Origin of the sequence: Nonomuraea sp. NPDC048882 (genome assembly GCF_040649755.1) — a bacterium.
GTDB classification, from domain to species: Bacteria; Actinomycetota; Actinomycetes; order Streptosporangiales; family Streptosporangiaceae; genus Nonomuraea; species Nonomuraea maheshkhaliensis.
This window is the reverse complement of record NZ_JBEZGB010000008.1, coordinates 307,321-331,606: the sequence shown is the minus strand read 5'-3', so window position 1 is coordinate 331,606 and position 24,286 is coordinate 307,321. Positions and strand designations below refer to the sequence as shown.

At 72.6% G+C, this 24,286-nt stretch carries 15 protein-coding genes and 1 pseudogene; 11 read left to right on the top strand and 5 right to left on the bottom strand.

Features of this window, described 5'->3' with window-relative positions; all coding sequences use genetic code 11:
• Position 1: 1 nt before the first annotated feature.
• The 7 genes from AB0C27_RS28940 to AB0C27_RS28910 all read left to right on the top strand — a co-directional run bounded on the left by AB0C27_RS28940 (position 2) and on the right by AB0C27_RS28910 (position 12,044).
• A complete protein-coding gene (locus AB0C27_RS28940; protein WP_357849739.1) occupies positions 2-1,171 on the top strand; it encodes a hypothetical protein in 1,170 nt (389 codons plus the stop codon).
• A 67-nt stretch (positions 1,172-1,238) separates the two neighbouring features.
• Complete coding sequence (locus tag AB0C27_RS28935) at positions 1,239-2,084, top strand: molybdenum cofactor guanylyltransferase (protein WP_357849736.1); 846 nt, start codon at positions 1,239-1,241, stop codon at positions 2,082-2,084.
• Between the two features lie 173 nt (positions 2,085-2,257).
• Positions 2,258-4,060 (top strand): aldehyde ferredoxin oxidoreductase C-terminal domain-containing protein, encoded by a 1,803-nt coding sequence (locus AB0C27_RS28930; protein ID WP_357849733.1) that lies wholly within the window; start codon positions 2,258-2,260, stop codon positions 4,058-4,060.
• Positions 4,061-4,189: 129 nt separating this feature from the next.
• Positions 4,190-7,165, top strand: a complete 2,976-nt coding sequence (gene fdhF / locus AB0C27_RS28925; RefSeq protein ID WP_357849730.1) for a formate dehydrogenase subunit alpha — start codon at positions 4,190-4,192, stop codon at positions 7,163-7,165.
• Positions 7,166-8,911 (top strand): NAD(P)H-dependent oxidoreductase subunit E, encoded by a 1,746-nt coding sequence (locus AB0C27_RS28920; RefSeq protein ID WP_357849727.1) that lies wholly within the window; start codon positions 7,166-7,168, stop codon positions 8,909-8,911. It begins immediately after the preceding gene.
• Positions 8,908-10,128, top strand: coding sequence for a gephyrin-like molybdotransferase Glp (gene glp / locus AB0C27_RS28915; RefSeq protein WP_357849724.1), 1,221 nt, complete (start codon positions 8,908-8,910; stop codon positions 10,126-10,128). Before AB0C27_RS28920 ends, glp begins: the two co-directional genes overlap by 4 nt.
• Positions 10,125-12,044, top strand: a complete 1,920-nt coding sequence (locus AB0C27_RS28910) for a molybdopterin biosynthesis protein (RefSeq protein ID WP_357849721.1) — start codon at positions 10,125-10,127, stop codon at positions 12,042-12,044. Before glp ends, AB0C27_RS28910 begins: the two co-directional genes overlap by 4 nt.
• 141 nt (positions 12,045-12,185) lie before the next feature.
• Here the strand turns inward: AB0C27_RS28910 and AB0C27_RS28905 are convergent, their stop codons facing one another.
• Together AB0C27_RS28905 and AB0C27_RS28900 are read right to left on the bottom strand one after the other, a co-directional pair.
• The gene (locus AB0C27_RS28905) at positions 12,186-12,590 is read right to left on the bottom strand and encodes a helix-turn-helix transcriptional regulator (RefSeq protein ID WP_357849718.1); all 405 of its coding nucleotides are present in this window, start codon (positions 12,588-12,590) and stop codon (positions 12,186-12,188) included.
• Between the two features lie 70 nt (positions 12,591-12,660).
• Positions 12,661-13,119, bottom strand: coding sequence for a hypothetical protein (locus AB0C27_RS28900; protein ID WP_357849715.1), 459 nt, complete (start codon positions 13,117-13,119; stop codon positions 12,661-12,663).
• 97 nt (positions 13,120-13,216) lie between these two features.
• Here AB0C27_RS28900 and AB0C27_RS28895 point away from each other — a divergent pair, with 97 nt between their 5' ends.
• The 3 genes from AB0C27_RS28895 to AB0C27_RS28885 all read left to right on the top strand — a co-directional run bounded on the left by AB0C27_RS28895 (position 13,217) and on the right by AB0C27_RS28885 (position 19,432).
• The gene (locus tag AB0C27_RS28895) at positions 13,217-13,594 is read left to right on the top strand and encodes a MerR family transcriptional regulator (protein ID WP_357849712.1); all 378 of its coding nucleotides are present in this window, start codon (positions 13,217-13,219) and stop codon (positions 13,592-13,594) included.
• 169 nt (positions 13,595-13,763) lie between these two features.
• Positions 13,764-16,853 carry an ABC transporter permease gene (locus tag AB0C27_RS28890; RefSeq protein WP_357849709.1) on the top strand — a complete coding sequence of 1,030 codons (3,090 nt, stop codon included), beginning with the start codon at positions 13,764-13,766 and terminating at the stop codon, positions 16,851-16,853.
• Positions 16,850-19,432: an FtsX-like permease family protein gene (locus tag AB0C27_RS28885; RefSeq protein ID WP_357849706.1), complete on the top strand. Its 2,583-nt coding sequence runs from the start codon at positions 16,850-16,852 to the stop codon at positions 19,430-19,432. Before AB0C27_RS28890 ends, AB0C27_RS28885 begins: the two co-directional genes overlap by 4 nt.
• Positions 19,433-19,633: 201 nt before the next feature.
• Here the strand turns inward: AB0C27_RS28885 and AB0C27_RS28880 are convergent, their stop codons facing one another.
• Positions 19,634-21,127, bottom strand: a complete 1,494-nt coding sequence (locus AB0C27_RS28880; protein ID WP_357849703.1) for a phosphoesterase — start codon at positions 21,125-21,127, stop codon at positions 19,634-19,636.
• Between the two features lie 113 nt (positions 21,128-21,240).
• Positions 21,241-22,476 carry a hypothetical protein gene (locus tag AB0C27_RS28875; RefSeq protein WP_357849700.1) on the bottom strand — a complete coding sequence of 412 codons (1,236 nt, stop codon included), beginning with the start codon at positions 22,474-22,476 and terminating at the stop codon, positions 21,241-21,243.
• 133 nt (positions 22,477-22,609) lie between these two features.
• On the opposite strand from AB0C27_RS28875, the gene AB0C27_RS28870 reads away from it, so the two are divergent.
• Positions 22,610-23,356 (top strand): TetR/AcrR family transcriptional regulator, encoded by a 747-nt coding sequence (locus tag AB0C27_RS28870; RefSeq protein WP_357849697.1) that lies wholly within the window; start codon positions 22,610-22,612, stop codon positions 23,354-23,356.
• Between the two features lie 48 nt (positions 23,357-23,404).
• Here the strand turns inward: AB0C27_RS28870 and AB0C27_RS28865 are convergent.
• Positions 23,405-24,267, bottom strand: a pseudogene (locus AB0C27_RS28865) (RNA-guided endonuclease TnpB family protein); the annotation flags it as partial.
• Positions 24,268-24,286: the final 19 nt, after the last annotated feature.

Here is a 24,286-nt window from a genome sequence, read left to right as displayed (position 1 = left end):
CATGGAAGAGACCATGGAAGAACTGCGAGAGCTGCGCCGCCACCACGACGCGCAGCCGGAGCCCGCTCCGAGGACCGTCGACGCGGCCCGCGCCCGCCTGAACGCGCACATGCGCGGTGACCAGATGCGCGGTGGCCTGGACGTGCACATGCGCAGCGGCCTCAACGCGCAGATGCGCGGTGGCCGGAGTCGCCGGGTCCGGCCGATGTGGGGGCTGAGCCTGGCCGGAGCGGCCGCCACCGCGGTCGCCGTGGCCGTGACGGTCGTTCCCGGCGCGGGCGTGGATCCGCGGACCTCCCCGGCCCCGCCGTCCACCACTGCCACGACCACCACGGAGCTGCGGCTGCGGCCGGTCGCGGACGCCCAGGACGTGGCGGACAACGCGGCGCTGCTGGCCGGCGCCGAAGCCGGATGGGCGATCTCACCCACGCAGTGGAGCTACGTGAAGAGCGTACGCGCCCAGACGCGGCCGGACGGCGGGGAGTGGCTGCGCGGCCGTCCCAAGGAGACGGTCACCCACGAGCAGTGGCGGCGGTTCGACGACAAGGCGTTCGCCACCGTCGAGCAGGGCCGGCTCAAGGTTCATAAGGGGTCGGAGTTCGAGGTGACCTACGCCTACCTGCTCGCCCTGCCGACCGAGGCCGATCAGCTGCTGGCCCGCGTCTACGCGACGGTCGACGAGGAGGACGCCAGGCACCGCGAGTCGCTCCAGGACCGCGTCCGGCAGCGGGCGGAGAGCAGGGGCAAGAGCCCGGAGGTGGCCGAGCGCATCGCCGCAGAATCGACGCCTGAGCTCCAGCGCGAGGAGCGCGACAGGTGGGCGTTCCAGCTGATCGCGATGGGCATGAGGGACGCCGCGCTGCCGCCCAGACTCCGCGCCGCCATGTACGGCGCCCTCGCCGCGATCCCCGGCGTACGGTACGAGGACACGGCCTCCGACCTGCTCAAGCGCCGCGGCGTCACCCTCTACCACGTCCTGGACGGATACCTGCGCGACGAGATCTTCATCGATCCGGAGACGTACGTGTACCTGGGCTACCGCACCGTCGTGGTCGCGAACCACAAGGAGCAGCCCCCGTTCGGCGACGTGTGGAAGAAGGGGGAGATCCGCGACTGGAACGCGCTGGTCGAGGCCGCCGTCGTGCGGAAGGCCGGGCAGCGGCCCGGCTGAGCGCAGCGCGGCCTGGCGGGGTGGCCGCGGTGCTCCTTCGCCGGCTCGGGTGGCCTAACATGCGGGCATGCAGACTGCTGCCGGTGTCGTGCTCGCGGGCGGGCGTTCCTCGCGGATGGGGCGGCCGAAGGCGTGGCTGGAATGGCATGGTTCGACGTTGCTCTACCGCGCCGCCGCGGTGGTCGGCAGGGCGGTCGAGGGCCCGGTCGTCGTGGTGGCCGCGCCCGGGCAGGAGCTGCCGCCGTTGCCCTCGGGCGTGACGGTGGCGGAGGACCCCGTGGAGGGGCTGGGGCCCATGCAGGGGCTGGCCGTGGGGCTGGCGGCGGTGGCCGACCGGGCCGAGGTGGCGTTCGTGTGCTCCACCGACCTGCCCTTCCTCCATCCGGCCTTCGTCCGCCGGGTGCTGCGCGCGATGGACGGGGGAGCGGACGTCGTGCTGCCGGTCGCCCGGGGGTTCCGGCAGCCGCTGGCCGCCGGCTACCGGACCGCTCTGGCCGGACTGGTCACGGAGCTGCTGGCGGCGGGCGACCTGCGGCCCGGCATGCTCTTCAAGCACTGCGAGGCGGTGCAGTTGGACGACGACGAACTGCTTGCCGACGCCGGGCTCAGGCGGCACGACCCGGAGCTTGAGTCCGTGGTGAACGTCAACTCCCCCGAGGACTATGCGGCGGCCAGGGAACGTCCGCCGGCGGAGGTCACGGTGGAGTGTTTCGGCGCGCTGGCCAGGAACGGGAGTCACCGGCCGCGCGCCGTCCCTGCCGCCACGCTCGGGGCCGCCGCAGCGGCGGCCGGGCTGGCTCTGGACCGCCACGTGGTGGCCGCGCTCAACGGCGACCAGGTCACCCGGGACGCCGCCCTGCCCCTCGTGGCCGGTGACACCGTCTCCTTCCTGTCCGCCGACGCCGGCGGCTGAAGACGCATCCGGTCCGGGAAGCGGGTGGCTGAGGACGTATCCGGTCCGGAAAACGGGCGGAAAAGGGCGTGCGCGGCCGGCACGCGGGCGGCGGCGGCCGGTTACGCGGGAGGCGAACCCCGCGAGGGCAGGCCACGGGATGGTCTCCTCGTGGCGCGTCGTAGAGTCGTGACATGGCACCTGGCGGATTCTTCGGCCAAGCGCTGCTCGTGGACGTCGCCGGCCGCGACGCGAGCGGTGCCCCTATCGCGCTGGACGAGCGGGTGCTCCGCTCCTACCTGGGCGGGGTGGGCCTGGGCACGTGGCTGCTGCATCGGCTGGCGCCCGCCGGGGTCGATCCGCTGGCGCCTGAGGCGCCGCTGGCCTTCGTCTTCTCCTCGCTGGTCGGCACGCCGCTGACGACCAGCGCGAAGTTCGCGGTCGTGGCCAAGTCGCCGCTCACGGGCCTGCTGACCGACGCTCTGGCCTCCAGCCGGTTCGCCATCGCCGGCAAGCTGACCGGGCATGACGCGATCGTGATCCGCGGCCGGGCCGACGAGCTGTCGGTGCTACTGGTCGACGGCGGCGACGTACGGCTCGAGCCGGCGCCCGAGCTGGCCGGGCTGACCGCGGCGCAGGCCGAGACCGCGGCGAAAGAGCGCTTCGGCCGTACCTGGCGCAGCGCGGCCATCGGCCCGGCGGGGGAGCGGCAGGTGCGTTACGCCACCATCAGCCATGACGGCCGCCACGCCGGCCGGGGCGGTCTCGGCGCGGTGATGGGCGCGAAGAACATCAAGGCGGTGCTGGTCAGGTCGGCGGCCAAGGTGTCGGTGGCCGACCCGGCGGGCGTCCTCGCCGCCGCCCGCGACCTGCGTGAACGCAGCTTCGGCCCGGCCACCGCGAAATACCGCGAGCTGGGCACGCTGGCCAACCTGCTGGCCTTCAACGCGGTCAGCACCCTGCCCACCCGCAACTTCACCGCGGCCACCTTCGAGGGCGCGCCCCGTCTGGCCGCCGAGGAGCTGCACGAGCTGCGCGGGGTGGCCCGCAACAGCTGCGCCTCGTGCTCCATCGGCTGCGAGCACATCTACTCCCGCAAGGGCGGCGGCCAGCAGCGGATGGAATACGAGAACGTCTTCGCGCTCGGCCCGCTGTGCGGCGTGTCCGACCCCGACGAGGTGTTCGCCGCCAGCGCCCGCTGCGACGAGCTGGGCATCGACACGATCTCGGCGGGCGGCACCATCGCGTGGGCGATGGAGTGCGCCGAGCGCGGCCTGCTCGACGAGCCGTGGCTGCGCTTCGGCGACGGCGCCGCCCTGTTGCGCGCGCTGGACGCGATCGGCGAGCGGTCGCCGGGTCTGGGCGAGCTGCTGGCGCAGGGCTCACGCCGGGCCGCCGCCGTGGTGGGCGGGTCGTCGATCGACTTCGCGCCGCAGGTCAAGGGGCTGGAGCTGCCCGGATACGAACCCCGCAGCCTCCAGGCGATGGCGCTCGGCCTCGCGGTCAACGCCAGGGGAGCCGACCACAACCGGTCGGGAGCCTACGAGGCCGACCTGTCGGGCGAGCTCGACCGGCTGGCCGGCGGGGCGGCCCACGTCGCCGCCGCGGTCGGCACCGAGGATCGCGCCGCCGTCATGGACTCGATGATCCTGTGCAAGTTCCTGCGCGGCGTCTTCGACGACCCCTTCACCGAGTGGGCCGGGCTGCTCGCGCTGGTCACCGGCTGGCCGGTGGACGCCGCCGAGCTGCGCGAGACCGCCCGGCGGATCGTCCGGGCCAAGCGCGCGTTCAACCAGCGTGAGGGGGCCACCGCCGCCGACGACACGCTGCCGGCGCGGATGCTGGAGACGCCGCTGGAGCTCGGCTCAGGACGCCGGGCGGCGCTCGACGAAGACCGCCTGCGCTCGATGGTCACCGGTTACTACGCCGCTCGCGGCCTCGACGAGGAGGGGCGCGTCGCCCCCGCCGACCTCGCGGATCTCCTGCTGGACGGGTAGATGAGCCGCCGTGTCGTGGAACGGACCATCAGAGGGTAGAAGATCGGCCACTCGAAGGGGTACATTGCCTGACATAGTGTATGCCGTATTCAGTATGCCGAATTGCGGTGCTCTCATGGTGAGGTTGAGATGACGACGATCGAGGAGCCGGCGACCGCCGTACGGACCGTGACCGTCGAGATCGACGGTCGCGAGGTGAGCGTGCCCGAGGGCACCACCATCTACGACGCCGCGAAGTCAGTGGACATCGACATTCCGGTTTTGTGCCACAACGAGCGGTACGACCCCGTCGGGGTGTGCCGCATGTGCGTGGTCGACACGGGCGGGCGGGCCTTCGCCGCCGCGTGCGTGCGCCCGTGCGAGGACGGCATGGAGGTCAAGACCAGCACGCCCGAGCTGGAGCGCAACCGCGCCACGCTGACCGAGCTGCTGCTGTCCGACCAGCCGCCCCGCGAGGAGGACCCGAAGCAGACGACCACCGGCGACAACCTGCTGCTCGATCTGGCCGACCGGTTCGACGTGGCCAAGGAGACGGCCGGCCTGCCGTGCGGCTCAGGCCGGGGCCTCGACACCTCCAACCCGGTCATCGCGGTCGACCACGACGCGTGCATCCTCTGCGACCGGTGCGTACGCGCGTGCGACGACATCCAGGGCAACGACGTCATCGGCCGCTCGGGCAAGGGCTACTCGACCACGATCTCGTTCGACCTCGACGACCCCATGGGCGCCAGCTCGTGCGTGACCTGCGGCGAGTGCGTGCAGGCGTGCCCCACCGGCGCTCTGACCAACAAGGCGATCAACGACGTCCCCATCAGGCCCCGGGAAGAGCTGGACGCGGTCGACACCGTCTGCCCGTACTGCGGCGTCGGCTGCGCCCTCACCTACTACGTCGACCGCGAGCGCGGCGCCATCGCCTTCGCCGAGGGCCGCGACCAGCCGGGCTCGAAGAGCCGGCTGTGCGTCAAGGGCCGCTACGGCTGGGACTACGCGGCCTCGCCGCAGCGGCTGACCGTGCCGCTGATCAGGGTGGACTCCTCCTACCCCAAGGGCCCGCTGTCGGCGGACGTGCGCGGCGACGCCCACAACGACCGGGGGCGGGCCGGCGGCGGAGGCGGCCGCAGCGGCGGGGGACGCGGCTCCGGGCTGAGCAAGAACCGCAAGGACGGCCGGCGCAAGCCCGGCGGCCTGGTCGACTACGACGAGGTACTGCCGCACTTCCGCGAGGCCACCTGGGAGGAGGCGCTCGACCTCGTCGCCCGGCGGCTCAAGGAGATCCACGCCGAGCAGGGCGCGGGCGCCATCGCCGGGTTCGGCTCGGCGAAGTGCTCCAACGAGGAGGCGTACCTCTTCCAGAAGCTGATCAGGGCCGGGTTCGGCACCAACAACGTCGACCACTGCACCCGGCTGTGCCACGCCTCGTCGGTGGCCGCGCTGTTCGAAGGGGTCGGCTCCGGCGCGGTCTCGACCACGTACGGCGACGTCGCCAACGCCGAGGTCGTGATCATCACCGGGTCCAACCCGACGGCGAACCACCCCGTCGCCAGTTCCTTCTTCAAGCAGGCCCGCCGGCGCGGCACGAAGATCATCTACGTCGATCCGCGAGCCAGCACGGTGTCGGAGCACGCCGACTACCACTGCCAGGTCAAGCCCGGCACCGACGTGGCGTTCTACAACGCGATCATGCACGAGGTGATCAGGCTCGGCCTGATCGACATGGACTTCATCAGGGCCCGCGTCTCCGGCTTCGAGGAGCTGGTGCGCACGGTCAACGAATACCCGCCGGAGCGCGCCGCGCAGATCACCGGCGTCGACGCCGACCTGATCCGCCAGGTCGCACGGGTCTGGGGCGAGGCCAAGGCCGGTGTCATCTACTGGGGCATGGGCATCTCCCAGCACACCACCGGCACCGACAACGCCCGCTGCCTGATCGCGCTCTGCTCGATCACCGGCAACGTGGGCCGTCCCGGCACCGGGCTGCACCCGCTGCGCGGGCAGAACAACGTCCAGGGCGCCTCCGACGCGGGGCTGATCCCCATGTTCTACCCCGACTACCAAGGCGTGGACCGGGAGGGCACCCGGCGCAGGTTCGAGGAGGCGTGGGGCACGCAGCTCGACCCCGACCGCGGGCTGACCGTCACCGAGATCATCGGCTCGGTGCTGAAGCCGGGCGGGGTGCGCGGCATGTACATGCTGGGGGAGAACCCGTTCCTGTCCGACCCCAACATCAACAAGGTCCGCAAGGCGCTGTCGCAGCTCGACTTCCTGGTGGTCCAGGACATCTTCCTGACCGAGACCGCCGAGTTCGCCGACGTCATCCTGCCCGCGTCGTCCTACCTGGAGAAGGACGGCAGCTACACCAACACCGACCGGCGCGTGCAGCTCGGCCGCAAGGTGATGGATCCACCGGGGCAGGCCAGGGTCGACTGGGAGATCATCCAGGACATCGCCCGCCGGATCGGGCTCGACTGGTCCTACACCTCCGCGAGCGAGGTGTTCGACGAGATGGTGGCGCTCATGCCGTCGTACGCGAACCTGCGCCACGACAACCTGGGTCTGAGCGGCAAGCTCTACCCCAACGCCGACCCCGACCACTCCGACGGCACCGTGGTGCTGTTCGACGAGCGGTTCAACACCGACGACGGCCTCGCCCACCTCGTCCCGGCGCAGTGGCTGCCGGCCAAGGAGCTGCCAGACGGGGAGTTCCCGCTGGTGCTCAACACCGGCCGGCTGCTCGAACACTGGCACACCGGATCGATGACGCGGCGGTCGTACGCGCTCGACGCGATCTCGCCGGTCGCCGAGGTCTACATGCATCCCAAGGACGCCGCCGACCGCGGCCTGTCACACGGGCAGATGGCCCGCGTACGCTCCCGGCGCGGCTCCATCGAACTGCAGGTCCGCGTCTCCCACCGCGAGCAGCTCGGCAACTGCTTCATCCCGTTCCACTTCCGTGAGGCGGCGGCGAACCTGCTGACCATCGACGAGATCGACCCCTTCGGCAAGATCCCCGAGTTCAAGTTCTGCGCGATCCAGGTCGAGGCGCTGGGCGATCGGCAGGCCGAGCCGCTCAGCACCGGACCCCTGAACGACATGGGAAGTGTCTGAATGACCCTGAGTTTCGAGACGGGACGTCCGCGGGTCCCCGGCGTCGAGGCACGAGCCGGCAAGTTTCCCGGCCCGTCGCTGATCCCGGCGCTCAACGCCATCCAGGCGCGGCTGGGCTGGCTGCCCCGGGAGGAGCTGGAGGAGCTGTCGCGCACCATGCGCCGGCCGCTCTACGAGATCCAGGGGCTCATCTCCTTCTACCCGCACTTCCGTACGACGCCGCCGGCCAAGGTGCAGGTCAGCGTCTGCCACGACCTGTCGTGCTGGCTGCGCTCGGCCGACGACCGGATCGCCGCGATCCGCGCCCGCTACGGCGACGACACCGAGATCGAGCTCAACGAGGTCTCCTGCCTGGGCCGCTGCGACAGCGCCCCGGCCGTGGCCGTCAACGAGCATCCGGCGCCGGCCACCGAGGTCGACGCGCTCGTGGCCGCCGCCCGCGACGCCGAGCTCGCTGAGGCCGGTGTCACGGGCCGCGCAGAACCCTGGCCGAACGACCCGTACCCGGCCGGCTCCGGCGTCGCGTCCCGATACGCCAGCCTGCGCGCGCTGCTGGCCGGCGAGATGAGCGCAGAGAGCGTGGTGGCCACGCTGGAGGCGTCGGGGCTGCGCGGCATGGGCGGCGCGGGGTTCCCCACCGGCCGGAAGTGGGGCCTGGTCGCCGCCACCGACCCGGGCGGCGTCAAATACGCGATCTGCAACGCCGACGAGTCCGAGCCGGGCACGTTCAAGGACCGCCAGATCCTCACCGACCAGCCGCACCTCGTCATCGAGGGGCTGCTGCTCGGCATGGCCGTGACCGGCGCCGAGCACGGCTGGATCTTCATCAGGCACGAGTACGGCCCCGAGGAGCGCGTGCTGCGCGCGGAGCTCGCGGCACTGCGCGAGGCGGGCGTGATCGGCCCGGACGCCTGCGGCAGCGGCCGCCGGCTGGAGGCCGACATCTTCGTCTCGCCCGGCGGCTACATCCTCGGCGAGGAGACCGCGCTGCTGGAGTGCATGGAGGGCCACCGCGGCGAGCCGCGCAACAAGCCGCCCTTCCCGGGCAACTACGGCCTGCACGGCCGCCCCACGCTGATCAACTCGGTGGAGACCTTCGCCGACGTGCCGGTGATCCTGCAGCGCGGCGCCGACTGGTGGGCCGAGCAGGGCGAGGGCGACAGCGTCGGCTGGAAGTTCTTCGCCGTCTCCGGGCACGTCGAAAACCCCGGCGTCTACTGCGTGCCGATGGGCACCACCGTGCGCGCCCTGATCGACCTGGCCGGCGGCGTGCTCGGCGGCGCGCAGGTCGGAGCCGTGCAGCCGGGCGGCGCGTCCTCCAACTTCATCGGCCCCGACCGGCTCGACCTGGCGCTCGACTTCGGCACGCTCGCCGAGGCCGGCACCATGCTCGGCTCCGGCGCCCTGGTGGTGCTGGCCGAGGGCACCGACCTGCTGGCCGCCTCGACCAACGTGCTGCGCTTCTTCCGCAACGAGTCGTGCGGCAAGTGCGTGCCCTGCCGGGTCGGCTCCACCAAGGCGCACGAGCTCCTGCGGGAGACGCTGGACTCCGGGTCCGGCGCCCTCGACGACGCGCGCAGGGGCCGGATCCTGCAACTGGAGGAGACGATGCGCAAGACGTCCATCTGCGGGCTCGGGCAGGTGGCGCTCGGCCCGGTCGTGTCCGTGCTGGGGCTGGACAAGGGCGGCGCGGCGGCCCGGCCGCAACCCCGCCCCGGCGGCTCGAAGGAGCAGCCGGACCGTTGAGCGGCAGGGAGTTCTTCACCGCCAGGACCCTCGCCGAGGTTCGCGAGGGGTTCCGGCCCGCCCGCCGTACGCCGGCCGAGCGCGTCCCGCTGGCGCGGGCGCTGCGCCGGGTGCCCGTCGCCGGCATCACCGCGCCCGCCGACCTGCCCGGCTTCGCCCGTTCCACCGTGGACGGCTTCGCGGTCAGGGCGGCCGACACCTACGGCGCCTCCGACGGGCTCCCGTCCTACCTCGACCTGCTCGGCGCGGTACGGATGGGCGCCGAGCCCGACGTGGCGGTGCGGCCCGGCGGCTGCGTCGCGATGCCGACCGGGGGAGTGATCCCGGACGGCGCCGACGCCGTGGTGATGGTCGAGTACACCGCCGAGACGATGCCCGGCACGATCGAGGTGACCAGGCCCGTCGCGCCGGGCGCCGGCATCGTCCGCGCCGACGAGGACGTCGCGCGCGGCGGCGTTTTGGCCCCCGCCGGCCGGCCGCTGCGCGCCCCCGACCTCGGCTTCCTCGCCGCCGCCGGGGTGAACGAGATCTCCGCGCACCGCCGCCCCCGGGTGGCGATCGTGTCCACCGGCGACGAGGTGGTGCCGCCCGGCACCGCCCGGCTCATCGCCGGGCAGGTGCGCGACGCCACCGCCTCCGCGCTGGCGGGGCTGGTCGCCGACGCGGGCGGCGAGCCGTGGATCGCCGGCATCGTCCCCGACGAGCCCGGCGCGCTCAAGGACCGGCTGGCCGCGGTGCTGCCCGAGTCCGACCTGGTCGTCGTCTCGGCCGGCTCGTCGGTCGGCGCACGCGACGAGACCGCGGGCGCGGTCGCCGCGATCGGCCAGGTCTGGTGCCACGGAATCGCCATCAAACCCGGCAAACCCACACTGCTGGCCGAGTGCTCCGGCGTGCCGCTCATCGGGCTGCCTGGCAACCCGCTGTCCGCCCTGGTGGTGTTCGGGCAGGTCGGCGTGCCGCTGGTGTGGCGCATCGCCGGCTGCGAGAACCCGCCGCCGCAGCCGAGCACCCGCGCCCGGCTCTCCCGCGACCTGGCCTCGGCGGCCGGCCGCCTCGACGTGGTCCAAGTCGGCGTACGCGACGGCGTGGCCGAGCCGATCTTCGGCCCGTCGGCGCTACTGTCGGTGCTGGCCCGCGCCGACGGTTACGTGATCGTGCCGGAACCGGCCACCGGGCTGGACGCGGGCACCGAGGTAGAGGTCACCCTGTACAGATGAGCGCTGAAAGTCCCTTCGTCTCCGACGTGCCCGCGGCCCAGGCGCTCACCGTCTGGCGCGAGGCCCGCGCCGCGGCCGGCTGCCCCGCCCGGGTCGGCCCGGTCCGCATGCCGGTCGGGTCCGCCGTCGGCCGCGTCACCGCCGAGCCCGTATGGGCGCTGCGCTCCTCGCCCGCCTTCGACGCCGCGGCCATGGACGGCATCGTAGTCCGCGCCTCCGACACCGTCGGCGCGGCCGACACCACCCCGGTGCTGCTGGCCCACGGCGACTTCGCCGTGGTCGACACCGGTGACCCGCTGCCCGAGGGATACGACGCCGTGGTCATGCGCGAGCACGTCCACCGCACCCAGGACGGGGAGGCCGAGCTGCGGGCGGCCGTACCTCCGTACCAGCACGTCCGCTCCATCGGCGAGGACATCAGCGCCGGCGAGCTGCTGCTGCCCGAGGGACACCGGCTGCGCCCCGTCGACGTCGCCGCCTGCGCCGCGGCTGGGGTCGTCGAGGTCGGCGTCCGCCGCGCGCCGCGCGTGGTGATCGTGCCGACCGGCGACGAGATCCGCCCCGTCGGGGCCGAACTCGCGCCCGGCGACATCCTCGACACCAACTCGATGATGCTGGCCGCGCAGGCCAGGGAGGCCGGCTGCTCGGCGCGCGTCACGGACATCGTTCCCGACGACCCCGCGGCCATCACCGCGGTGCTCATGGAGGCGGTTCAGGACGCCGACCTGGTGCTGCTCATCGCCGGCTCCAGCGCGGGACGCGACGACTACACCGCCCGCGTGGTCGCCGAGGCCGGCGTCGTCGCCGTCCACGGGGTCGCCGTGCGTCCCGGCCATCCCGTCGTGCTCGGCGCGGTCGAGCGGACGCCGGTGATCGGCGTGCCCGGCTACCCGGTGTCGGCGGCGCTCACGTTCGACATCTTCGCCGCACCCGCGCTCGCCGAGCTGGAGGGCGCCGCGCCGCGCGAACGCCCCACCGCCACGGCGCACCTGGCCAGGAAGCTGCCGTCGGCCATCGGCATGGACGACTGGGTACGCGTGCGCCTCGGCCGGGTCCGCGACCGGCTCGTGGCCACCCCGCTGCCCAGGGGCGCCGGCGTGCTCACCTCCCTCGTCCGCGCCGACGGCCTGCTCGTCGTGCCCTCCGGGGTGGAGGGCCACCACGCCGGGGAGCAGGTCCGGGTCGAGCTGCTGCGCGGGCTGTCCGAGATCGGCCGCACCATCGTCGCCATCGGCTCGCACGACATGGTGCTCGACCTCGCCGCCTCCGCCCTGCGCGCCGCCGACCCCCTCATCACCCTGGCGTCGTCGAACGTCGGCTCCCTCGGCGGCCTGGTGGCCCTGCGCGACGGCCTCTGCCACGTGGCCGGCTCACACCTGCTCGACCCGGCCACCGGCCTTTACACGCTCCCGTACGTGGACCGCCTGCTCGGGGCGGACGCCGACGTCGCCGTGATCCGGCTCGTCCACCGAGACCAGGGCCTCATCGTCGCCCCCGGCAACCCGCTCGGCCTGACCGGCATCGACGACCTCGCCAAACCCGACCTGCGCTACGTCAACCGCCAGCGCGGCGCCGGCACCCGCGCCCTGCTCGACCACGAGCTGGCCGGCCTCGGCATCGACCCGCGTGAGGTGTCCGGCTACTCCCGCGAGGAACACACCCACCTCGCCGTCGCCGCCGCCGTGGCGGCCGGCCGCGCGGACACCGGCTTGGGCATCCTGGCCGCCGCGCGCGCCTTCGGGCTGGACTTCGTGCCGGTGGCGCGGGAGCCGTACGACCTGGTGCTGCGTACCGGGACGTTGGAGGAGGAACTGCTGGCGCCGCTGTGGGAGTTGCTGGAACGGCCGGAGTTCCGGGCGGAGGTGGAGGCGCTGGGCGGCTACTCGTGCGCCGAAACGGGCCGCCGCATCCGCTGACCTGCGCTTGGGGCCGGGGCCGTCAGCCGCGCGGGGCGTACATGATCACCAGGAGCGCCGCCAGCGCGAACAACATCAGTGAGCGAACGATCGTCATGAACGGTGGTACTCCACTCCGCCTCCGTACCAGGAAACTTTGCATCAGGCGACAGCCCTCTTCAGCTCCAGTGTGTTCCCACCACGAGTGGGCGACGGGGCCACCGGGCCGGTCAGTCCCTCGATCACCACGCTCGCAGACGTTGACGCGGTGCCACACGTCGCGGTGCCTTCCGTTCTGACGAGGTGGTGGACCTCCGCACCGATCGCCAGGGCATACCGGCGAACCGTGGACAGGCGTGGATCTCCACCGACTCGCTCGAAGTCGGACACCGCGGGTTGACTCCGCCCCATCCTGTCCGCCACCTCGCTCTGCGCCAGCCCAAGCTGCTTACGCACGCCGACGAGGGCCTCGATGAGACGCATGTCGCGTTCGACCGCTGCGCTCTCCCGCTGAACATCGGGATCATCCAGGTCGATACCGAGCAGAGCGGCGACGTCGTGGTCCATGCCTACCTCCAATGATCGGCTTCACCTTATATACGGCGCTGCCGGTCCAGCGTCACACCGGAGGCCGCTGCTACCGGGCGTCGGCGTCTCCGCCTGGGTGCTGGGCCGGCGGGTGCCGGTGTGGGTGGGTCGGGTCGGTGGTGAAGTGGAGGCCCTTGGCGGACAGGTGGTGTTCCAAGGCTTCCGGGCTCTGGTGGGTCTGGTCGGGGAGGAGGTAGTACTCCTCCAGGAGGGCGCGGGCGGTGTCGTCGTCGCTGACCGCGCAGTCCCAGAGCACCTCGCCGTCCTCGACGGTGACGTCGTAGGCGAAGAAGACGCAGCAGGCCTTCTCACGGGCGGCCAGGTCGCGGACCCAGGCCGCTGTGCCCGGTTCGGCGCGGAGGCGGAAGCGGATGCCCTGCTCGGTGCGCTCGCGGGCAGTGAGGTGGCGGGTGAACAGGTGGCGGTACTCGTCCAGGCGCTCCTGGGGCGTGTCGGGGGCGGTGGTCATGTCGCAGACGATCGGGGTGGAAGCGGGGGGAATGTTCACCTTTGGGCTCCTCCGGGTGGGGCGGTCAGCGCTCTTGTGGTGCCGTCACTTCGAACCGTAGAGTCTGGAGCCTGGTCCAGAGTCAAGGGGTTGCGCCGTGAAGATCGGGCAGGTCGCGCACAAGGCCGGGGTCAGTGTGGACACGGTCCGTTTCTATGAGCGGCGCGGGATCCTGCCTGTCGCCCGGCGCCGGCCCTCGGGATACCGCGTTTTCGACGCCGCCGCGGTTGAACGCATCCGGATGGCCAAGAGCCTGCAAGAGCTCGGGTTCACCCTGGACGAGATCGTCGATGCCCTGGCCGCGCACGATCGTGGTGGTGCCACCTGTGACAGTGAGCGCTGGCGGCTGGAAGCGGTGGTGGATCGGATCGATGCCAAGATCGCCGAGTTGGGCCGGGCGAGGCGCGCCGCTGTGGAGACTCTGAGTGATTGCCGGGCAGGGTGCTGCCGGCTGGCTTATCCGCACGCCGACTGAAATAGCTGCCGGCTCGCCTATCCGCATGCCGACTGACGTGGTTGCGGGCTCGCGTATCGGGCGCGCTGCCTGAAATACTCGTGCGCCGATCAAAACCGCCGAAAACGCCGAAGCCGCGGATGTTCGTCGACTGAAGCGCTCGCGCCGGGCTGCGGGAAGGAGACAGGGAATGCGGGGGCCGCTGGTCGTCAAGCGGGCACTCGGTGAGCCGCCGCTCCTCCTGGCCGCGACGGTCTCGATCCTGCTGGCGACGACCACGCTGGTGGCGCTGACCATGTACGCCTCCTCCATCGCCGGCGCGGGCGTGCGCAGGGCGCTGGAGACGGCCTCGTACCGGCAGACGACCACCACGATCAGCGCTCAGGTCGATGCCAGGACCTTCCCGACGTACGACCGGCTGGTGCGTGGCGAGCTGGCGGCGGCGTACGGGGCGGCGCCGGCGGTCACCACCAGCCTGCGCTCCGACTCCTATGTCATGCCGGGGCAGGACGGCGAGGAACTGCCCGAGTTGCTGCGGTTCGGCAGTCACGACGGGCTCGACCGGCACGCCCGGCTGGTCGCGGGCAGGTGGCCGCGGGCCGGAGGGGAGAGCGTCGAGGCGGTGGTCTCGGAGCCGGCGGCGGCCACCGGGTTCAGGACCGGCTCCGAGCTCGCGCCGAAAGCGCGGCTCGACGGGCGTCCGGTGCAGGTCCGCGTGGTCGGCGTCTTCCGGCTCGACGACCCCGCCGACGAGCGCTGGGCCGGCGAGGAACTGCTGCGCCGGGGCGTGGAGCGCGGCGAATACACCACGTACGGGCCGCTGATGGTGGCGAGGGAGACGTTCGTCGGGCGCTTCGCCACCGGCGTCAGGGCCGTCTGGGCGGCCGAACCGGAGCTCGGGGCGCTGACCCCCGAGCGGCTGCGCCCGCTGGCCGAGGCCGTCGGCCGGGTCGGGGAGCGGCTGACGAAGGCCGGCTGCGTGAGCTGCGTGACCGCCGGTGAGCTGCCCGAACTGCTCATCCAGCTCGGCACCGCCTCGCTGGTGGCCCGCTCGACCATGCTGATCCCGGTGCTGCAGTTGTTGCTGCTGGCCGCGTACGCGCTGATGCTGACCGCGCGGCTGCTGGCCGACCACCGCCGGATGGAGGTGGCGCTGCTGCGTTCGCGCGGCGCGGGCACGCTGCGGCTGGTGGCGCTGGCGGGCGGCGAGGCGCTGCTGGTGGCGCTGCCCTGCGCGATCGTGGCCCCGTTCCTCGGCCCGCCGCTGCTCGCGCTGGTCACCATGCTGCCCTGGATCAGCGCGTCGGAGGTGCGGCTTGCGCCGGTAGCGGATCTGGGCACGTTCCTCGTGTCGGGTGGGGTGGCGCTGGCGGCGGCCGTGCTGCTGGCGCTGCCGGCCGTGGCGGGTGCGCGGCGTACGTACGTGGAGGAGCAGACGGCGCGCGGGCGCGGCGGCCGGCGCGGCCTGATCCAGGGGGCGGGCGCGGACCTGGCGCTGCTGGCGGTGGCCGCGCTGGCCATCTGGCAGCTCCAGCGGTACGGCGCGCCGGTCACCGAGACGGCGGCCGGCGGGCTGGGCATCGATCCGCTGATCATCTCCGGGCCCGCGCTGGCCCTGCTGGCAGGGGGTTTACTGGGGCTGCGGCTGGTGCCTCGGGTGTCGAAGCTGGCCGAACGGGTGACGTCCAGGCGGCCCACGCTGGTCGCTGCGATGGGGGCCTGGCAGGTCAGCCGGCGGCCGCTCAAGTACGCGGGCCCGGCGCTGCTGCTCACCCTGGCCGTCGCGATCGGCGTCGTCTCCATGGCCACCACCTCCACCTGGCAAGCCTCGCAAGGCGATCAGGCCGATCACCAGGCGTCGGCCGATCTGCGCCTGTCCGGGCCGGCAGAAGGGCCTGAGCTGGGGGCGCTCGGCCGGGGCACGGCGTTCACGGCGTTACCCGGCGTCACCGCCGCCTCGCCCGCCTTCCGGGCGCAGACCGACGTGGGCGGCGAGAGCGCGCTGCTGCTCGCCCTGGACGCGGGCCGGCTCGGCGAGCTGTTCCGGCTGCGTCCCGACCTGTCGGAGCTGAGCGTGGCCGAGCTGGCGCGGGCGCTGCCCGGCGACCGGGCGGGCCGGCTGGAGTTGCCGGGACGGCCGCGCACCCTCACCGTGCGGGTCGCGACCCGCGCCGCCGCGACGGCCCGGCTGGTGATCTCCGACGCGCTGGGCGTCTGGCGCGACCTGCCGCTCGGCGAGCTGAAGTGGGGTCCCAACCTGGTCGAGGTCGATCTGGCCCCGCTGGCCGGGCGCGCCGGGCGGATCGCCTATCCGCTGTCGGTACGCGGGCTCGTGGCGGGCGAGCAGGCCGGCCCGAGGCTGACCGGGCTGAAGGCGGACGGACTGGACGTGCCCGTGGCCGGGGCCGTCTCTCGCCCGCACGGCATCGTCACCTTCGAGCCGCCGGCGAAGTCGGAGGTGCCGGGGAAGGGCGAGTCGGGCCTCTCGGGGGTGCGCGGCGAGGCCGGGGAGCCTGGGCCGTTGCCCGTGGTGATCACCCCCGGTCTGGCCGCCACGTTCAAGCTCGACATCGGCCAGAGCGGGACGGTCCGCCTGGCCGGCCGGGTCGTCCAGGTCGTCGTGGCCGGGATCGTGACGAGCATGCCCACCAGCGCCCCCGCCCAGCAGGCCGTGCTCGCCGACTGGGAGACGCTGCAGACGTACGAGCTGGCCTCCGCCCAGCCGTCCAGGCCCGCCACCGAATGGTGGCTCGCCGCCGCGGGCACCGCGCCCGCGCGGGAGATCCTGCGCCGCAACCCCCAATGGGACGTGACCGCGATCGACCGCCGGGAGCTGGCGGCCGAGCTGCGCGACGACCCGCTGGCCGGCGCGCTCCAGGGCGCGCTGACCCTGGGGTTCGCCGCCGCGCTCGGGTTCGCGGTGCTCGGGTTCCTGGTCAACGCCGTGGTCGCGGCGCGGGAGCGGCGGGCCGAGTTCGCCGTGCTGCGGGCCCTGGGCGCCGGTTTCCGCCAGGTGTTCGGGATGCTGGTCACCGAGCAGGCGTTCGTCATCGGGCTGTCGCTCGCGGCCGGCACCGGGCTGGCCGTGCTCGTCGGGAGCCTGGTGGTGCCGCGCGTCGTCCTGACCGGGCAGGCGTCGGCGGTCACGCCCGGTGTGCTGTTCCACGTCCCGTGGGCCGCGGTCGCGGCGATGCTGGTCCTGGTCACGGCGGTGCTGGTCGCGATCGTGGCCGGGCTGGCCCGGCGGGTGTGGCGGGGGCAGACCTTGGAGGAGCGGTGACGATCCCTCTGGGCGTACGGGCGCACGCGGGCACGTTCGCGCTGATCGCCGTGCTGACGGCGGTCGCCTGCCTGCTCCTCGCCGGGCTGCCCAGGACGATGCAGGCCTCGTTCGACCAGGCACTGCGCCGGTCGCTGGCCGGCGCACCAGCGGTGCGGGCCGACGTGGCCGTCACCGGCGCCCCGGTCCTGCCGCCCGGCGAGCTGCGCTCACGCGCGCAGTTCGAGGACGCCGGCCTGCGCTGGCGCCGGCTCATCCCGGCGGCGCTGCGGCCCATGATCGGGTCCGGCGGCCACATCAGCGCCAAGACCTCCCGTACGCCCGTCGCCGGCGCGAGCGGGATCCGTACCTTCGCCAACCTCGGCTGGCTGTCCGACGCCGACCGGCGGGTGGAGTGGGTGAGCGGCCGCGCGCCCGGCAAGCCGTTCACCATGCAGTACGTGGGCACCACGATCCCCGTCATCGAGGTGGGCGTCGTGGAGGAGGCGGTGGCCCGGATGGGGCTGCGCGTCGGCCGGACCATGATGCTCGGCGGGAGCGTGCACACCGCCGCCAAGATCGTCGGAGTCTTCAAGGCCAGAGACCCGGCCGACCGCGCCTGGACTCACGACGCCGACGTCCTGCACGTCACCAGGATCGTACCGCTGGACGCGCCGGAGGAACTGCACACCACGACGCTGATGTCGGACGACGGCCTGGCCGCGCTGGCCAACCGCGAACGCACCCTGTCCTACCGCTGGGTCCTCCCCCTCGACGGGCGGGCCGCGAACGCGCTGGGCGTGCCGGACGTCGAAGCCGCGCTCGCCGAGTTCGAACGGCAAGTGGACGTCCAGGGGACGGGCAGCATCATCTACCGCGTCGTCACCGGGCTGCCCGATCTGCTGGGCGCCTTCCAGGTCGCGCTGTCGGCCGCGCAGACCGTGATGTACCTGCTGCTCGGCGGCCTGTTCGCGGTCGCGCTCGGCGTGATCGTGCTGGGCGTGCGGCTGCTGACCGACCGGCTGGAGCCCGCGCTGTCCCTGGCGCGGGCGCGCGGCGCGTCGCTGCGGCAGGTGGCGGTGGCCGGGGTCGCGCTGACCGCGCTTACGGTGGTGCCCGCGGCCCTGGCCGGGTACGCGCTGTCGTACCTGCTGCCGGGGCCCGTGCTGCCCATCGTGCACGCCGGTCCCGCGGCCGTGGCCGCCGGTGCCATGGCGTTCGCCGTGACGCGCCTGGTGCTCGCACACCGCGCGCCGCTGAACGAGCGCCGGGCCGACCTGGTCGCCGCCCGGCCGTCCGCGCGGCGGCTGACGGTGGAGGCGCTGGTCGTCGTGCTCGCCCTGGTGGGGGCGTACCTGCTGCGGGCCAGAGGGCCGTCTGGCACCGCGCAGCAGGATCCGTTCCTGCTGCTGATCCCGGTCGCGCTGACGGTGGCCGCCGCGCTGATCACGCTGCGGTGCCACCCGTACCCGCTGCGGCTGTTCGTCGGGCTGGCCGCGCGGGGGCGGGCGGCGGTGCCGTTCCTGGGCCTGGCCAGGGCCGCCAGGGAGCGGTCGGCGGGCGCGCTGCCGGTGCTGATCCTGCTGCCCGCGCTGAGCCTGTCGGTGTTCGCCGCGGTGGTGCACGACGGGATCACCACCACGCAGCAGGTGGCGTCCTGGCAGAAGGTGGGCGCGCCGATCAAGCTGACGACGGAGGGCAACCTCCCGGCCGACGTGGTCGATCGGGTACGACGGGCGCCAGGCGTCGAGCGGGTGGCGCTCGCCCTGACCGGCCGGGTGCAGGTCAAGGCCACGGGAGAGTGGCCGTACGCGGTCGCCGTGGACCTCGCGGCGTGGCGCCGGGTCAACGAGGACGCCCCGATCGCGCTGCCTGAGCTGTCCGGGAAGAACTCCGCGCTGCTCTCGCCCGCCCTGGACAGCCGGGGTTCGTTCGACATCACGTGGTTGTCGCCGGTACGGCTGAACGCCCAGGGCGTGATCGACGCGGTGCCCGGGTTCTACGCCAGTGGGCAGTTCCTCCTTGTGTCGCAGGAGGTGCTGCCCTGGCCGGCGGCCGACACGCTGCTGATCAAGGGCGACATCACGCCCGCTGAGCTGGCCCGCCTCGTGCCTTCGGCCACGGTCGAGACGCAGGAGGCGGCGCTGGCCGGGATCCGGGCCGACCCGCTCACCGGCACGGTCCGCACCACGATGGTCGTGGTGACGGTGGCGCTAGGGGCGTACGCGCTGGTCGCGATCGTGCTGTCGCTGGCCGCCGGGGCCGCCGGGCGGGCCAGGACGGTCTCGCTGCTGCGCACGCTCGGGCTGTCCGACCGCCAGGCCCGGCGGCTGACCCTGCTGGAACTGCTGCCCGTCGTCCTCATCACGGCGCCGGTCGGCCTGGCCCTGGGCCTGAGCCTGCCTGCCGCGCTCGGGCCGGGCGTGGACATGTCGGCGTTCGCCGGCGGCCTGCCCGTCACCGAGCACCCGCCCGGCCTGCTCACGCCGGTGGCGCTGGCGGCCGGGCTGGGGCTGTGCGCGGTGCTGGGGGCGTACGCGCACACCGCCATGAGCCGCCGCCGCGCCCTCGACGCCGCCCTCCGCGTGGGCGACACCTGAGCACGCCGCCCTCCGTGTGGGCGACACCTGAGCACGCCGCCCTCCGTGTGGGCGACACCTGAGCACGCCGCCCTCCGTGTGGGCGACGCGTCAGCATGACGCTCGTCGCGTGGGCGGCGCCTGAGCGGGACCGTCCACCCCGGACGGAGATGGGGACGCGAGCACCGGGGCGGCCCGTCGCGGGCCGCCCCGGTCAGGGCGTCAGCGGACGCGGATGAAGACCGGGTTGGAGTAGAACCACAGGTCCTCCCACGGGCTCTCCTTCCCGTCGGCCTGCGGCTCCATCTCGTCCGTGCTGGTGCCGCGCACCCGCAGGTAGCTGTCCTGGCCCACGTCGCGCAGGGTGTGCCGGATGACGACATCCTTGCCCTGGCGGCGCCAGTCGCGGGGGCCGAAGCGGGCCACGACCTTCGTGGTGGGGTTGGTGGCGGCGTCGAGGTCCGAGCTCACGCCGGTGACCTGGCCTGCGATCAGGTCGACCCGCTGCACCTCGGGACGGTCGCCGTTGCCGTTCTTCCCCTCCAGGGGACGGAAGCGGATCTCCACCTCGACGTCGGTGCGGCCCCGGTTGCTGACGACGAGCGTCTCGCTCACCGTGGCCCGGCGGCCCTGGTTGCTCGCGGTCACGTCGAGCGCGGTGATCAGGTCGCCGGTGGTGACGAAGATCCGGCCGTTGCGCAGGCCGTCCATGATGTCGCCGTAGTCCTGCCGGGCCGCCACGTACGTCTTGCTGTACTCGCCCGGCCAGAAGTCGGAGCCGCCGCGGGTCCAGTGCACGTGGGAGTCGGAGGTGGCGGTGATCCACCAGTGCCGGCCCTCGCCCAGCAGGGAGTCCCACAGGCCGCCGACGCGGGCGGTCATCTGGTCGAATCCGCCGTAGGTGGGGTGGTTGCCGTACCCGCCGCGGGCGCCGCCGTTCAGCGGGCCCGCCTGGTGGCCCGGCGCGCCCTCGAAGCCCACGTACACGTCGGGGGCGGCGTTGTTGCCGTTACGGAACTCACGCGGCGTGTCCTGCCCCCACACGCCGAGCCCGGTCGCCGACCGGGAGGCGTGGTGGGCGATCACCAGCGGCTTGCGGTTCATGCCGCGGGCGGCCTTGAGGAACTCCACCATCTTGGCCTCGGTGTCGCGGCCCGGATCGGTTGGGAAGGCGTCGAACTTGGCGAAGCGGCTCTCCAGCTCGAACAGCTGCTGCGCCTCCCCGTCGTGGTGCGGGATCATCAGGGTGTGGTGGTCCAGCGCAGGCGCGTCGAACTCCATCCCCCAGAACTGCAGCACCTCCGGCACCAGCACCCGTGACCGCAGCAGGTCGGGGTAGGCCTGCTCCAAGTTCACCTTCGAGTGCGTCGGGCCGCCGTGGTCGGTGCACATCGCCCAGGTCAGGCCGAAATACTTGGCCATGATGGCGTTGGTGACGATGGGGTAGACCGCGTCCGCGCCCTTGTGGAAGGTCGGCGGGTTCGTCTTGGTGTCGAACTCACCGCTGTACTCCGAGTGGACGTGGTGATCGCCCGCCCGCCACATCCGGCCGTTGTTGCCGCCGGCGGCGAACGTACGCTCGTCGTCCGCCTGCGCCGGGGTGCCGCCGATCAGGGGAGCCGCCGCGGCCAGGGTCGCGCCGACGCCGGCGTACTTGACCAGACGGCGTCGGGAAAGCCCGGAGTGCTCGGTCTCCTCGGCCTTCTTGTTCCTCACAGTGCTGCCTTTCCTGCAGATAAGGGTGACAGCTGACAAACCTCCAATAGAGGGATGAACACGACATGAATGGCCGCAGGAGACACCCAGAACGCTGCGCAGCGTCTCGGCGCTCAGGGCCGGTCCAACGGGTGCTGGAAGTTGTTCAGCAAGGTGAAATGGTCCTTCGACTCCGGCGGGATCGGCCCGAGCTCCACCAGGCCCGACGGCGGCTCCAGCCCCGTGCGGTAGAGCTTGCCGACACCGGCGCCGTCGTTCGCGGAGGAGGCGATGATCAGGGAACGGCGGTCCTTCGTGAGCGCCACAGACAGGATCGCGGACTCGGTGGCGGGGGCGATCTCCTTGATCACCTCGACCTCGGTGTCCTGGACGTACTCGATGTCGTCCCGCGCCAGCCGCGGCGAGACCCGCGCGGTGTAGAAGTCGTTGCTCCCGCCCTGGCAGAGCAATTCGGCGGCGCCGAGCCAGGCGAGGGGCAGGCAGTCGCGCAGCCCGCCGCCGTCACGCACGACGACCTCCATGCCGAACGGCTTCATCATCGGCTCGTCGTCATGACCGACGATCGTCCGGCCGACGAGGTCGAGCTCCGCGCCGCGTACCGACCTCATGCCCTTGGCCACGGTGGTGGGGTCGGCGGCGAACCTGCCAGACGGGTGCACGGTGCCCGGGCACACGACGGCGACCTGCCCGACGACGCGGTAGTAGATCTCCTCGCTCTCGTTCTTGACGCACGCCATGCTGAGCCGGCGCGCGACCGGCGTTCCGTCCTGGGCGGCCGAGTAGAACCGCAGGCCGCGGCGGAACCAGAACGAGCCGTCGGACGCGAAACCGGGCCGGCTGTCGGAGAACGTCTTCGTCACGTACCCCTTCATGTTCGACCGCTCGGTGAGGTCGGTGAACGCGCCGGTGCCGAGGTCGAGCCAGCCGACGTGCGTCGGATCGCTGCCGGACGCGCCGTCGACCTGGACGGCGAGCCTGCGCCCGTCCGGGGAGACCGGGCTGACGCCGGGGTCGCCGGTCTCGCCGCAAAGGCTTCGCACGACCGCCTTCCGGCCATTGGTAGCGATCTCGGTCAGCAGGGGCTGGAGCATGGCGCTGGAGAAGGTCGCGGCGGGCGTACGGAAGGCGTCGTCGTACGCCGTGACCCGCCAGTGCGCACCGTCCCGTGAGCAGGCCACCGGGCCCCGTGCGGCGAGCAGAGCGGGCAGGCTCTTCGCCGCCTCCGCCAGGGACTCCGCGCGAGAGTTGCGCGTGGCCGGGGGTACGGCGGCGGGTTCCGGTGCCGCCGCGCAGGCGGTGGTGGCGAGCAGGAACGCGACGGCCGCTGCCGTTCCGCGGAGGGTGCCCATCAGGAGGACTCCATTCGATGATGATCCGTAAAAGAGTGAATACCATTAACCATGTGATGGATGTTCACCGTAAGTGGCGGGTGCGGCCTGCTCGCGGCTCGCGGGCACGGCCGGGAGCCGCGAAACTAGGCCTGTGACAGAGTTGACGCGACGCGAACGACTGCGGGCCGAGCTCGAACGCGACGCCAGGGCCGCCGCCAGGCGGCTCGCGGCGGAAGAGGGCGTCGAAGGGCTCACCGTCGCCGCCGTGGCCCGGGCCGTGGGGGTGACGCCGCCCGCTCTGTACCGTTACTTCGACGGCCGGGCGGGGCTCGTCCGCGCCGTCTACGACGACGTCACGGCGGAGTTCATGGACACCCTCGCCCAGGCCGTGCGCCGCCAGGACCCCGACGACCTCAGCTCCCACCTGCACGCCGCCACCCGGGCCGTGCTCGATTGGTCGATGGCCAACAAGGTCGAGTTCGACCTGCTCATGGGCGCCGCCTACGCCAAGATCGCCGACTCGGAGGAAGGCATCCCGACGGTCATCGCCCGCGAGCTGGGCGGCTTCTTCGGGGTGCCCTTCGCCCGGCTGTGGCGCGAAGGCCGGCTGCGCATCCAGGCCGACGAGGACATCGATCCCGTCCTGGCGGAGCAGCTGCGGACCTACCGGGCGCGCGTGGGGCTGGACTTCCCGATCGGGGTGGTGCTGCTCATGGTCATCTGCTGGCGGCAGATCTACGGGCTGCTCTGCATGGTCGTGTACGAGCATCACAACTTCGCGTTCGACGACCCGATGCCGCTGTTCGAGCACATGATGGACCACCTGCTGGGCATCCTCGGCCTCGAACGCAGCCCTCGCCTGCGCGTGACCGACGCGGGCCTTCGGCAGGGCCTGTGACGAGTCACACGCTCACATTGGTTACGAATGCGACAGTATCATGTGATACTAATCGAGGAAGCCGCTGGTGAGAGAGGGCGGACGTTGACATCCTCCCCCTCTGAAGGAGCGGAGTCCCATGGTCGCCCATGGGACTTCCTGCTTCACGGCCAGCCGCCCGCCCGAGAGGATTCTCGTTGAGGTCTTACACCAGCTCCACAGGCGTTTCAGTTCGCCGCCGGCCCGGCGGCGAGCACGTCTCTGGCCGCGTTGACGTCCCGGTCGTGGACCGTGCCGCAGGCGCACTCCCGCATCCGGACGTTCAGCGGCATCTTCTCTCGCACGGCGCCGCAGGCCGGGCACAGCCTGGAGGAGGGCAACCAGCGGTCCACCGCCACCAGCGTGCGCCCGTACCAGGCGGCCTTGTACTCGAGCATCGGCCGCATCCGGCGCCAGGCCGCGTCCGAGATGGCGCGGGCCAGCGAGTGATTGCCGACCAGGTTGCGGACGGCCAGGTCTTCCACGGCGATCACTTGGTTCTCGCGAACAAGCCGTGTGGTGACCTTGTGCAGGTGGTCTGTCCTGCGGTCGGCGATGCGGGCGTACACCTTGGCGACCTTCGGCTTGGCCTTCGCCCGGTTGTTACTGCCCTTCTCCTTGCGGGCGAGCGCTCGCTGGGCTTTGGCCGGCTTGCGCCGGTCGCGGCGCTCGTGACGAGGATTGACGACCTTCTCTCCGGTGGAGAGTGTGGCCAGGGCGGTGATGCCCGCATCCACGCCTACGTTCTGTGCTGCGGGTGGAAGCGGGCCGTCTATCTTCGCCAGCGTCAACTCACCGTCACGCCAGCGGAACGCCGAACGCGTGTGCTCCGCCGACAGGCGCGACTTCTTCTTGCTCTTGAACGTCGGGTACTTGGCGCGCTTGGCGGCGAATCGCCTGTTCCTGCCCTGC